This window comes from Aerosakkonema sp. BLCC-F183 (assembly GCF_041929145.1).
In the GTDB taxonomy this organism is placed as follows: domain Bacteria; phylum Cyanobacteriota; class Cyanobacteriia; order Cyanobacteriales; family Aerosakkonemataceae; genus Aerosakkonema.
Genome location: NZ_JBHFNU010000021.1, coordinates 233500 through 246837 on the forward strand (window position 1 = coordinate 233500; position 13338 = coordinate 246837).

Here is a 13338-nt window from a genome sequence, read left to right on the forward strand (position 1 = left end):
GCAACTAGGGGTTGCCAAATCGCAGAATGAGTGACGAGCTTTAGAAAAGTTCATGTTTGTGGTGAATGAGCAATCGGGAATGGGAATGAGATAAAATATAAAGCATTTCCCATTTCCTGCCATTTTCATTAAAAGCGCTGACCGAAAGAGATTTCCAAACTGTTTTCGCCACGATCGCTAATGCCGAAGTCAGCCCGAATTAGGCCAAAAGGCGATCGCACTCGCAATCCCAGTCCGTAGCCAAAACCGCTTCCAGGTTTGTCGCGGATTGGCCCGGGTTCCCCCAGCACCGTATCACCAGAACCGAAATCCGACGCGAAATCGGCAAACACAACGCCTCCCACACGCCAAACGATCGGGAAACGATATTCAAAAGAAGCCAAACCATAACTGCGACCGCTACCTACCCCACCCCCACCGTAGCCGCGCACATTCTGTGCGCCGCCCAGATTAAACGCCTCAGCGGGTGGAAATTCCCCCAGTATAGTACCGGCCTGCAAATTAAAAGCCAGCATTTCTGTCAATTCCGGATATTGAGTCAGTCTACCCCTGCTCACCAAGCTGACCGGAACATACTGGATATAGTTAGCCCGCAATCGGTTGATTAAAACATCGCCAAGTCCGATAGGAATCGACTGTTCGGTGCTGAGAGAGAAAATCGAACCTGTACTGGGATATAAGCGCCGATCGCGTCTATCTCTAGTTACAGCAAAAGACACCGTTACCAAATCGTCAATACCCTGACCGCTAAGAGATAAAGGATTACCCAACTCATCCACCGGCGAAACACGCCAGTTGTCATCGCGAATGCTGATGCGCGTGTAATTCAAACCCAGCGCCGCATCCCAATCGTGAAAAGACCGCAAAACCGACACAGAACCGCCAAATCTTCCTTCCCTAGCATCATCGTCGTTAGGCAGATCGATTTCATCCCCGAAAGTACGGGAAAAAGTGCGACGGCGAAAAGCTCTTAGACTGTAACCCAAACGATTTGGTTCGCTGGCGCGATAAGGATCGGTAAACTGGACATCAAACTGAGCGTCTTTAGCGCTCACCTGTAGTCTACCGCGCAGTTGCTGGTTGAGACCGCCTATATTGGCATCCCGATAGCCAAACGTACCGTAAATTCCGATATCTTCGTTATAGCCGCCACCGAAACTTAGAGAAGGGAAGCGACTCTCTTTGATGTCATAGATAATAATGACGCCAGTACTATCTGAATTTACAGAAACATTGACTTTATCAACAAACTCAAATCGCCTCAGCCGCCGCAAATCCGACTCCAGCGCCTCTTGGCGGAACACCTGACCCGGTTTGAGTCGCAATTCCCCCAAAAGAAAATCTTTGCGCGTGCGACCCTCGACTGTTTCTCCTTTGTTGTTGACAAACCGGATTTGGATATCTGTGACAAGTGGAGATTGGGAATTGGGGATGGGGGAAGAATCATTTTTTTCCGCGATCGCCAATTGAGAATCCACATTTGTGGTATACAGTAAATCCTTGGCATTTGTAGAGATAATGTCGGGAAATTCAACTGTATCGGCTAATGGTATCTGTGCGATCGCAGTCGATCGAATACCTGTTTCCGCAGGCGTTGGCTCTACAATAAGGTCAGCCAGGTGCGGGACAGGTGATGGGGAAATAGCTTGAGCCTCCGGAGATTCCCAGACGACAAGAGTAGCCAAAGTCAAAATTGCTACAGTGGGAACGCGCATAATAGATGGTTCGCAGTGAATGAAAAACAATAGACAAGATTGCCAAAGTCAATATACTTCATCCCATTCATCTGCGTTCATCCGCGTTCATCTGCTGTCATCTGCGGTAAAAATTTAACCCTCAATGACAACAAACAATTTGAGGATATGAATCTTACACTAACGATGCTACCGGAAATGAGATAGCACATTATAAAACCAACTAAAAATATATGGATTACCCAAATCTTCGCTACATCTGTAGAGTCAATTCATGAATTGACTCTACACTAGAGAGAGTCACAGAAATAAATCCAACGATATTATAGATTGAGTTTCCCAATTGTTTCGCGCAGAACTTGGCTAGAGTGTAACAGGTGCTGTTCCTCCTTCGGGGTAAGAGACATATTCAAAAGCCTAGTAACTCCCTGACGATTAACCACCGCAGGCAAACTCAAGCAGACATCTTCAATCCCATGCAAACCATTAATCAAACTGCTCACAGTCAAAACGCGATTTTGGTTGCGTAGGATAGCCTGTACAATCTGGGTGACACCAAGACCGATCGCATAGCTAGTCGCACCTTTGCGTTGGATAATCTCGTAAGCAGCATTTTTTACCTGTGCAAAAACTTCTTCCAGTTGCTGATTATCCTCAGATGCGTTATCCAAATCTCCATCAAACAGTGGCATTCCAGACACATTCACCTTACTCCAAACCGGAACTTCGCTATCGCCGTGTTCCCCGATAATGTAGGCGTGGAGACTGCGGGGATCTAGCTGTAACTTTTCGGCCAAAAGATAGCGAAAACGAGCTGTATCTAACACTGTACCCGAACCGATGACACTAGAACTGGGTAACCCAGATAGCCGCCAACTCACATAAGTCATGATATCGACTGGATTGGTGACTATCAGCAAAATAGCGTTGGCACAACACTTTACCACATCGGAAATCAAGCCTTTGAATAGTTGCACATTGCGCTGTACCAAGTCTAAACGAGTTTCTCCCGGTCTTTGCTTTGCGCCAGCAGTGATAATCACGATATCAGCATCGTGACCATCTGCTAAAGTACCCGATCGCACTATACTAGGTTCAACAAAGGGCAGACCGTGTACTAAGTCCATCACCTCGCCTTCTAGCTTGTCGCGATTGACATCGACGATGACCATTTCATCCAAGGTGTGTTGAATCAGCATCGAGTAAGCGCAAGCCATACCAACTTGACCCGCGCCAATAATCACACCTTTGCGGGGACGCCGAATGGTAGTTGACTCTTGATTTATTTCAGGTGAGGGTGTAAAGAATTGTTCAAACATAATCTGTGTTGTGGTTTCACTTTAGTATTTGTCTTGAAACAAGTATTGTAATAAAGAATAACCATTAAAGCCTTGTAATCTTCGCTCGTTCCCTACAAAGCAACGAGGAAAATACTTTTACACCCAACGTCATGTCATGGTAGCTGCCCTTTGGCAGCTGCTAATTGAATTTCTAACATTTCAATTCGCTCCCTTAACCGCCCTGGTGAATCGGTACGGCAATCTGCAAAGGTGGTGCTATCTACATCAAGAAAAGATGCGATCGCCATTTCAATTATGAATTCTAGAGGCATTCCAGTATCCGCAGCGTCAGCCTCCAAAGCCTCTCTAATATTTGTTGGTAGGTGGTTGACAATGCTTCGTAGGGCGGTTATGTCTCTGCTCATTGAACTTATCTATCAATAAAATAGGGTGGGCAATGCCCACCCTACAAATTAAATGCCTTCGACTTCAGCTACCATCAAAAGTGTTTTGAGAACGGAATCGGGATTCAAACTCATCGAATCGATTCCCAACTCGACTAAGAAGCGGGCGAATTCCGGATAATCGCTGGGCCCTTGACCGCAGATACCGATTTTGCGATCGTTCCTTTTGGCAGATTCGATCGCCATTTTCACCATCCGCTTCACCGCCGGATTCCTTTCGTCAAAGATGTGTGCAACTAACGCCGAATCTCGGTCTAATCCTAGAGTAAGTTGAGTAAGATCGTTAGAGCCGATCGAAAAACCATCAAACACTTCGCTAAATTCATCCGCCATAATGACGTTACTGGGTAACTCGCACATCACGTAAACTTGCAACCCATTAACGCCGCGTTCCAAACCGTGTTTCGCCATTTCAGCTAACACCTTCCGACCTTCTTCTGGCGTGCGACAAAAAGGAATCATCGGGATAACATTCGTCAAACCCATTTCATCTCGCACTCGCTTCAAAGCCTGACATTCCAAAGCATAAGCATCCCGATATTTCGGATCGTAATAGCGAGAAGCACCGCGCCAACTCAGCATTGGGTTTTCTTCTTTTGGTTCAAATTGCCGACCGCCCAAAAGATTGGCGTATTCGTTACTCTTGAAATCGCTCATCCGCACTACTACCGGTTTGGGATAAAATGCGGCGGCAATTCTCGCTACACCTTGGGCTAACTTATCGACAAAGTATTGAGGTTTATTTTCGTAACTTGCGGTTAGTTTGGCCAATGGCACTTTAACTTCGTCATTTTCCAATTCGTCGAAATTAATCAAAGCCAAAGGATGCGCTTTGATATGATTGGCAATGATAAATTCCAATCGCGCTAATCCGACACCATCATTCGGAAGTGCGGACAAACGAAATGCTTCTTCTGGATTGCCCACATTCATCATAATTTTTGTGTGGGTGCGAGGCAAGTTTTCCAGCGCAACTTCTTTGACTTCAAAAGGTAGCAATCCTTGATAAACTTTTCCTTCTTCGCCTTCCGCACAAGAAACGGTTACCTCTTGACCGGTTCTGAGGAGATCTGTAGCATCGCCGCAACCGACAATGGCGGGAATACCCATTTCGCGAGCGATAATTGCGGCGTGACAGGTGCGCCCGCCTTTGTTAGTAATAATGGCGCTGGCTTTTTTCATAATCGGTTCCCAGTCGGGGTCGGTTTTATCTGTTACTAAAACTTCTCCCTGTTGGAACAAATCGATTTTGCGAACATCCAACATAACGCGGACTTTTCCCTGACCGATCGCTTCCCCAACGCTGCGACCAGTTACCAATATTTTACTGCTTTGTTGCAGCTGATAGCTGCGAATGATATTTTGCGATTTCTGAGATTGTACCGTTTCCGGACGCGCTTGCACGATAAACAGTTCGTTACTCAAACCGTCTTTCGCCCACTCGATATCCATTGGCGAGTAAGTACCGCGCACATCGGTGTAGTGGTCTTCAATTATGCAAGCCCAACGTGCTAGTTGTAAGATTTCATCATCTTCTAGTGCAAATTGGTTTTGTAATGTGGATGGAACTCGCTCGTTTTTCATTTGCTTGCAGCCACCGACATCGCAAACGAGTCTGTATTCTTTGCTGCCTAATCTTTTGTCGATAATCGGGCGGTAGCCATCTTTTAAAGTGGGTTTGAAAACTAAGTATTCGTCTGGGTTGACTGCACCTTGAACGACATTTTCTCCCAATCCGAAGGCGGCTGTAATTAATGCGGCATTTTTAAACCCCGATTCGGTATCGATCGAAAACATCACACCAGATGAAGCTAAGTCGGAACGTACCATTTTTTGAATGCCGACGGAAAGGGCGACGCTGAAGTGATCGAATCCCCTTGCATGGCGATAGGAAATAGCGCGATCGGTAAATAACGATGCAAAGCACTTGTGACAAGCGCCGATGACGCTTTCTACGCTTTGGATGTTGAGATAAGTTTCCTGCTGACCGGCGAAACTCGCATCGGGTAAGTCTTCGGCGGTGGCGGAGGAACGCACTGCTACTTCTGTTTCTGCACCGTAGCGATCGCACATCTTTTGGTAAGCTAGTGCGATCGCACCCCGCAATTCTTTGGGAAAAGGTGTGTGCAACAGCAATGACCTCGCCTTCTTTCCCCGTTCTTGTAAATTGTTAATATCTTCCACATCCAAGTCCGCAAATAATTCGCGCAGCTTTTCTTCTAAACCTGCTGCTTGGATGAAATAACGATAGGCGTAAGCTGTGGTTGCAAATCCGTTGGGAACGTTAACTCCCTTCCGAGTTAATTGCCGGATCATCTCTCCCAGGGAAGCATTTTTGCCTCCAACTAAGGGTACATCGATAATTCCAACTTCATCGAACCAGAGAATGAGAGATTGTTCTTTGGAGAACCTGGGAGATTTTTCTTCTGTTGCTATAACCATAAGTATTTCCTGCTATCTAGCCTCAGTCTAGCGATCGACAGCAGAGGAATGGGTAAATTTCATCACTTTGTAATTTAATTTACAATTTCTTTGGGATCGCCTTGACGGGCGCGTTTTTTGGTATAATGGTATACAAACTTGCGCGAACTGGGGTGGGCGACCCGACCCGGGTTATTCAAAACGAACGCTAACGCTGCGAAAACCGCGCCCCAAATAGTCTTCGCTAGCTTGAATGATGATGCGTTTGCCATTTGGGGAACCGAAAAAGACTAGCTGAGCGCTATCTTTGGTGAGTCTGGTATTGCCAGAATTTTCAGTTAAACCTCTTTGGCGGTAAGCTTGGCGATAAAAATCGATTAGTTGTTCAAAGCTGAGAGTGCTATGGAAAAATATATCGACTTCGCCCGGTACTCGTAATGAAGGCGACTCGCGGTAGTCGGTGACGTTATCGGGAACTGGGAAAACTGTGTAGTAGCGGACTACTGCTTGAGTGCTGTTGGTATTGCTGTTATTAGCAACAGCAACTCCACCCGTTACTGCTTGCAGAGTACCAGAAGAATTAGCTGCACCGATGAGGGTAAATGCTGCCCAATTAATCGGATTTGGGTACTCTTTCATTGTTTTCAGCATTGCGTTTCGCAGTGCTTGCGCTTTATCGGAACCAGATTTAATATTCTGATAGAATGCTGTCATCAAGCTAGCGGTGGGAGCATCGGGAACAGACCACAAAGAAACGATGACGCTCGGTACGCCTGCACCAATTAAAGAACGAGAAAGTCCGACAACTCCATCGCCCGAAATTTGTCCTCTCCCAGTGTCACAAGCGCTCAGCACTACGAGTTCGGCACTTAATTTCAAACTGATAATTTCTCGTGCTGTCAGAAAGCCATTATCTCGATCTGTTGGTGCTAAGGCGAGGGAACTGAAAAAGCCGCCAATGTCATCTAATAATCCGTGGGTTGCTAAGTGAACAATTCGCGCTTTTGACAGGTATTCCAACACAGTAGCTTTGGTAGCGTTTGCACCCAGTAAAGGTTGGGTAGCAAACATTTTGGCGATCGCGATCGCTTCTTTTTCGGCTCCCGGTAAGCTGGGTAACTGCTGAGGCGGTTGGTTGGGATTAACTCTAATACTCGGCATTGTAGGATTGCCGACAATTAATATTCCTTTGGCTTCTTGCTGAATGCGTTGCTGTTGCGATCGCGTCAGTTGTAATACTTGAATTGATGGCGATGTGAGCATAGTATGCTTTTCGATTAAGTATTTGCCAGCGCTGTCTTGCAGTGCTGGAAAAGGAACTAGAAACAGAAAGTCTTGCGGGATAAAAATAATGCGATCGTTTTGGTTAGTTGGCAACAAATTGGCGATCGGTTGGATGAGGAGTTGATAAAGTTGCTTCAGTTCTGCTGTTTGTCCGGTATTTGGTCTGTTATTATTAACAACTCGTGCTGCTGTGACTGAAATCCCGATTCCTCTCGCACCGATCGATGCTCGCGCTTGACGGACAATTTCCTGCAAAGAAGCATTGCCGCTGACTATATTGCTGCGCCGAAATGCCACCTCTCCTGTAGGTTTAATTACCCAAATCAGCAATTTTGTTGCCCGAAATTTTTGATAATTTTCTGCCCAAAAAGCTCCCTGTGGACTGAAATCGTAAATCACACTATAAGTCACTAAAGTAGCATTTTCTGCTTTGGCGATTTGCTTGATTTGCTGAATGTTAGGTGCTTCATCTGTCGCCGGAAATCCAGAACTAGAATTTAGGCGAGACGCTAAAAGCCCCACAAAAACGCGGGCGCGATTTTGTTCCGCTAATTCTAATGCTTCGTTAAATCGGTTTTGGGCGACTAAAACTTGCTGTCGCCAGCGATTTACTTCGATTTCGTAAGTATAATCAACTTGCTGAGGTAACTGTTCGCCTACTCTTTGCTTGCGTATATTTTGATAAGCGGCTAGTGATGCTGCTAAGTTGGTGTCAGCGGCGGGAATATTGCCAGCTAGAAAATAATTCATTCCCAAATGTTGTAAAACTCTGGCTTTGCTATCGGAAGAAGAAAGTAGATCTAGCTTTTCTATAAATGCGAGAGCTTGATTGAGAGCTTCTATTGCTTTTGCATAGTTTTTCTGAGCGGTGTAGATATCGCTTATATAAATTAAGGTGTAAGGAGCTTTAGTTTTATCGTCGAAATCTTCTTGACGTTGCAGGAAAAACGCTAAATTTTGTTGGTGAAGTTCGAGTGCTTTCGGAAAATTATCCGATTCTAGATAGGTCTGTGCCATGTTATATCTAGCCGACCATTGACCATCGGCGTAATTAAGCTGTTGTGCTAGTTGCAAAGCGGCTTGAAATGTTTGGATTGCTCGATCGTAATTTTTGGCTTCTCGATCGTCTGTTCCCGATTGAATTAGTCGCAAAAAGGGGTTCAACTGCTCGCTACTTAACCTAGATATAAGCGTGTTGCGGCAGGCGGAGGAATAGCTATTGCATTTATTTATGGGAACTGGATTGAGTGCGATCGCAGGAGAGGCTGATAAAATAGCAGTCAGGAGTAGCGCGTTACCAATAGTGCTTACTTTCATAGCTTTTTGATTGTCAAATAGGTGAACTTAGATTCTTCCTTGCACAGGCTTACTTGGCTTGGTAGCAGAAATTGAAGGCTTATCTTTAAGTGCTTCCAGGGTACCCACTCTCTCCTGTTCTAGTTCAATGAACTTCTGGTTGACATCAACCCATGTTATATGGGTTTTTGGGGAACACCCTGAGAGTAATACGACAAAAAAAAGCATACAAAGTGCGAAACTGAATATAATTAAGCGACGCATGACGATCATCTCTCCTCAATGTCATTCAATATTGATCGTGAAATCTGGTTTGCTGATCTCATCTACAATGTCATTCACTTGCAACCAGCTGTCCTCCAGATCGCTGATTATGTCTTGAATATCTGCCATCGAACTGAGGTTCTCCAACGCATCCTTGGCGCTATGCCTAAGTCGGGCAAGATTTGCCGCTTCTCGGTACACCTTGGCATTGACTTCTAAGATATGAAGTAATAAGTCAATATTCTTTCCGCTCCGATCTAGCGATTCTAGCAGCTTCTTCTGTGCCAGATAAAACTTATCCCAAATAATAAGTTGTGCTTCTAGGGAATGGATAATAGAAGCATTTCCCTTAAGACTAATTTCAAGTTTCTGCGCTTCGATTTTATCTATGGCTCTGCTGAGCATCTGCTGAAGTAACCTGTTCTGTGATTCAAGTTTAGTTATCTGTTCCTTTAATTTCTGCTCGGTCTTCCAAGTGTCTTGATTAATAGCCCCCAAGTAAGTAAACTCACTTTTCCGATACTGGGTCATGCTCGTGCTAAAATTAGCTACTCTTTCGTAAGTAGAAGCAATCTGATCGAGACCGCTGGCCACTTCCTCGATAACATCGTCAATATGATCGGCTTTCTGTATTCGAGTATGAAGTTGCCGCAAATCTTTTAATGCCTTGACTATCTCTTGGTAGGCATCTGATGCCTTATATTGCAACACATTCTCAGATGAACGAGTCACCTGTTTTTTTATCTCGGTGAACTTTTTTTCACCTGTCATATGTATGTACTGATCTCTATTTGCAGCCTGTGCTTGCCCAGCGTAACCAAGCAAGAGTAACAACACTAATAGCCAAGTAAATATTTGTTTAACTAAGAAGCTTTTTTTCTTGCTTAACATACTTCGGTAGAGTTCTAGACTTATGGGCATATCGCTTGGGCTAAAGATGTACAATGATAGCAATAACAACTATAAGCAATTTTACAACACCAGCTTAAAACAGATTACCTATTGGGAGTAAATCGCCCCAAAGGTCGGCTGGATAAGGATGCGATCACATTTCCCTCTGGTGAGTGGCAGCTTACTGTTAAGCGATAATCGTTCGGCGTGTTCAATTAGCATGACAGTGGCATTTGGGACATCGATACCCACCTCAATCACTGTACCAGCAAATATCCATAAACCCGGTTTCTTAAAGAAACCGGGTTTATAAGTAGTTTCGTTGGTTGGGTTGAGAGAAGCGAAACCCAACCTACAAAGAAATGGCTAAATATACAAAGTTAAATCAACCAATCGGTTTGAGTAGCCCCACTCGTTATCGTAGTAAGCGAGAACTTTGACAAAGTTGCCATCAAGCACGCTAGTCGATTTCAGATTCACAATTGCCGAGTGAGGATCGCCCACACAGTCGCTAGAAACCAAAGGCAAATCGCTCACTTTCAGAATTGGTTTCATACCATTTTCGGCATACTTGCGGAAGGCGTCGTTAATTTCCTCTTTCGTGACCGATTTTTGCAATATCGCATTCAAGTCGGTAACAGAACCGGTGGGGGTGGGTACGCGCAAGGCGATGCCATCAAAACGTCCTTTCAATTCCGGTAAAACTAAGCCAACCGCTACAGCCGCACCAGTGGTAGTCGGTACAATATTTTGAGCTGCACCGCGTCCGCGTGCCCATTCTTCCGGATGTCCCATATCAACTAAACGCTGATCGGCAGTGTAGGCGTGTACGGTAGTCATCCAACCTTTTTCGATGCCGAATTCATCGTTGAGAATTTTGGCAATTGGCGATAAGCAGTTGGTGGTACAGGAAGCGGCTGAGATGACGTTATCTCTTTCTTTGTCGTATTTTTCGTGATTGACGCCATAGACAAAGGTGGGGACTGATGAACCTTTGGCAGGCGCACTGATAATCACTTTTTTGGCACCTGCTTGCAAGTGCAAACCAGCTTTTTCGGCGCTGCGAAAAACTCCGGTAGATTCAATTACCACATCAATTCCCATGTCTTTCCAGGGAAGGGCGGCGGGGTCTTTTTCTGCCAAAAGGGGGATTTCGCGATCGGCAACTTTAAGACCTTTTTCTGTAGGAGTCACTTCCTCACCTGGGAAGCGACCGTATATGGAGTCATATAGCAACAAATATGCTGCTAAATCGGTTTTTAATGCCACGTCGTTGACGGCGACGACTTCAATATCTGGGTTTTGATGCGCTATCCGCATAAAAGCCCGTCCGATCCGTCCAAATCCATTAATTGCTACTCGTTTCATGTTAGTTACTGTTGTGCTATCTAAACTTCGTAGGCCAGAAATTTCCAAAAGCTGTTACGCAGGATACGGTTTATTTGCAGAATAAGTACATATTCAGGAAATAGGCACTTTTGTGGGATTAAGTGGCTCTGCTGTGGCTGAGTTCAAATAGAACTAAAGCTTGCTCAACCCTTAAATATATTAAGGCGACGCTCTAATTAACTTTAGGGGCTAAAAAAAGGACGCGGTTCTGAATATACAAGGCTATTTGAAACGGTTTGGGTGGGAAAATATTTTTAGGAAATTTTTAGAAGTTTAAAAACATTCGCCGATCCCAGTGCGTGCTGGTTAAATTTGTGTTGGGTAATTGCCAGCGATTGGCGTTGTCAGCTATTACGCGCCCGCCAAAGTTTGTCAACGAATTGTAACATTTTATATCCGGCTTTCATCTAGGAATGAGCCATGCTTAGCTTTGGCATTAAAAAATATGAGAATGAAATTGATGTAGCTGTTTTTGCTAAAATTATGAAAGAGATCGAAAACTTTAACGATCGCAATTATCATTATCCTTGAGTTAATCGCGATTCAAGCCATAGCTTTGGCTGCGGGCTCGATATAATACGATCTTATGTTGAAAACGTTTGAATTTTGGGATTGTGCGGGATGGAAGACTAAAAACTAGGAGCTTTGCCTAGTATGTATCGGATTCCGGTAATCCGCACCCCCACAAGTATGGCGCGACACTTACAATCTAACTGTGGGTTGGATTAGCGAAGGTATACACCTTTGCGTCGAGCCGCTAAAATCCCATACAAACATATCAAAAAAGAGTCTCGGAGCATGATTGACAAGGTACAAAAGTCTGAGTCAGAATGGAAACAGCAGCTAACGCCCGAACAGTTCAAAGTCACCAGAAAGAAGGGAACGGAAAGAGCATTTACGGGCGAATATTACAATAACAAACAAAAAGGGATTTACAAATGTGTTTGTTGCGGTAATGACTTGTTTAGCTCAGAAACCAAGTACGATTCTGGAACGGGTTGGCCTAGTTTTTGGGCTCCGATCGCACAAGATAACATAGCGGTTGAACAAGATAACAGCTTGTTTATGCGTCGCACAGAAGTACTTTGCGCTACGTGTGACGCTCACCTGGGTCACGTATTTAACGATGGCCCTCGTCCGACAGGTCTGCGCTACTGTATGAATTCTGCCGCTCTTAAGTTCGAGAAAAAGCCTGAATAGTAGCTTTAAACTTCACAAAGCTGGTTTGTTTTTTCTCGTTTGGGACGACAAAGCGCAGTCGTCCCTCGTCATTTGGCATAATTACTTGCGAGGTTTAATACCAGGTTTTACCTACTTATGGCAAATTCTTAATTTTCTCTTCTCATTTGCGATTGTCACCCTGCTATTTGGGATGATTTACAAAATTCTGCCTGATGCCAAAATTGGCTGGAGGGATGTTTGGATCGGAGCGGGGATCGCCGCAGTACTATTTGATCTAGGCAAGTTCCTGTTAAGTTTCTATTTGGGCAAGACTGGTTTAACTTCTGCTTACGGTGCAGCTGGTTCCCTAGTTAGCATTCTGACTTGGGTTGTTTATTCTGCGGAAATTTTGTTTCTGGGGGCAGAATTCACGCAAGTTTACGTCAAAACCTACACCAGAGAAATTATATCAGCCGATCGCATCGTAGCCGTAGCTAAACCCTACGTCCGGGAACTTTAACGCGATCGCTCACGTCAAACCTCCACAAAATATAATTGCAGATTTAATCTAAATTTCTAAGCGAGCGCATCTGCTTTTGCTGTGTCACAGATCACAAAATACAGGTTATTTCAGTTAATGTTGTGCTTGTTTAACATAAGTAAAGTTGACGCTAAGGCTTGTGTAAATTGTCTTTATGACGTTTTGTAATGATTTGCAATGTTTTGATTGCAAATACTAAAATTTACGCAGAGTTGTAAAATTTTGCCGCATACTTAATTAAAGGAAGACCGATTTCGCCGTGGAAATGGTTGGAAAGGGAAACGATATTATGAAAACCTTAACTACTCCAGTTTCAGTATGTAAATATTGTCAATATTACAAACCAGTGGGAAGACGGGGTGGTTCTTGCGAAATGCTGGGCGTATCGGTGCAAGGTGGATGGAAAGGTTGCCATTTAGGGATACCGCAATTTATGAAAAAATGCGAGATCTACGAAAATGTAGAAGAAAACAGTAATCTAATACACAAAAACTCCCAAACACACGTCCAGGAATTACCAGAATTACAAATAAAAAGTTACGATACAGCCGATCTAGTAGTTAGCTGAATTAAGATTGCGATCGCACTCAACTGCAAGCGAAATAGCCCGCAGTCCCTACTTTTGAGGGCTTTAAGAAACCCGGTTTCGCAAA

At 44.5% G+C, this 13338-nt stretch carries 10 protein-coding genes; 3 read left to right on the top strand and 7 right to left on the bottom strand.

Going from position 1 to position 13338, the window contains the following annotated elements; all coding sequences use genetic code 11:
* Positions 1-128: 128 nt before the first annotated feature.
* The 7 genes from ACE1CD_RS06150 to gap all read right to left on the bottom strand — a co-directional run bounded on the left by ACE1CD_RS06150 (position 129) and on the right by gap (position 10962).
* Positions 129-1715: a BamA/TamA family outer membrane protein gene (locus ACE1CD_RS06150; protein ID WP_374822411.1), complete on the bottom strand. Its 1587-nt coding sequence runs from the start codon at positions 1713-1715 to the stop codon at positions 129-131.
* Positions 1716-2017: 302 nt separating this feature from the next.
* Positions 2018-3013 (bottom strand): L-lactate dehydrogenase, encoded by a 996-nt coding sequence (locus tag ACE1CD_RS06155; RefSeq protein WP_374798990.1) that lies wholly within the window; start codon positions 3011-3013, stop codon positions 2018-2020.
* Between the two features lie 134 nt (positions 3014-3147).
* Positions 3148-3399: a hypothetical protein gene (locus ACE1CD_RS06160; protein ID WP_374798992.1), complete on the bottom strand. Its 252-nt coding sequence runs from the start codon at positions 3397-3399 to the stop codon at positions 3148-3150.
* Positions 3400-3447: 48 nt separating this feature from the next.
* Entirely contained in the window at positions 3448-5880 is a 2433-nt protein-coding gene (gene ppsA / locus ACE1CD_RS06165) for a phosphoenolpyruvate synthase (protein ID WP_374822415.1), read from the bottom strand.
* A 171-nt stretch (positions 5881-6051) separates the two neighbouring features.
* Positions 6052-8460 carry a CHAT domain-containing protein gene (locus ACE1CD_RS06170; protein WP_374822418.1) on the bottom strand — a complete coding sequence of 803 codons (2409 nt, stop codon included), beginning with the start codon at positions 8458-8460 and terminating at the stop codon, positions 6052-6054.
* Between the two features lie 264 nt (positions 8461-8724).
* Complete coding sequence (locus ACE1CD_RS06175) at positions 8725-9594, bottom strand: hypothetical protein (protein ID WP_374798998.1); 870 nt, start codon at positions 9592-9594, stop codon at positions 8725-8727.
* Positions 9595-9960: 366 nt separating this feature from the next.
* The gene (gene gap / locus ACE1CD_RS06180; RefSeq protein WP_374822421.1) at positions 9961-10962 is read right to left on the bottom strand and encodes a type I glyceraldehyde-3-phosphate dehydrogenase; all 1002 of its coding nucleotides are present in this window, start codon (positions 10960-10962) and stop codon (positions 9961-9963) included.
* An 819-nt stretch (positions 10963-11781) separates the two neighbouring features.
* Between gap and msrB the strand changes: the two genes are divergently transcribed.
* From msrB to ACE1CD_RS06195, 3 genes are all read left to right on the top strand, one after another.
* Positions 11782-12183: a peptide-methionine (R)-S-oxide reductase MsrB gene (gene msrB / locus ACE1CD_RS06185; RefSeq protein ID WP_374822424.1), complete on the top strand. Its 402-nt coding sequence runs from the start codon at positions 11782-11784 to the stop codon at positions 12181-12183.
* 25 nt (positions 12184-12208) lie between these two features.
* Positions 12209-12664, top strand: coding sequence for a YihY/virulence factor BrkB family protein (locus tag ACE1CD_RS06190; protein WP_374822427.1), 456 nt, complete (start codon positions 12209-12211; stop codon positions 12662-12664).
* 310 nt (positions 12665-12974) lie between these two features.
* Positions 12975-13253, top strand: a complete 279-nt coding sequence (locus ACE1CD_RS06195) for a hypothetical protein (RefSeq protein WP_374799006.1) — start codon at positions 12975-12977, stop codon at positions 13251-13253.
* Positions 13254-13338 lie beyond the last annotated feature (85 nt).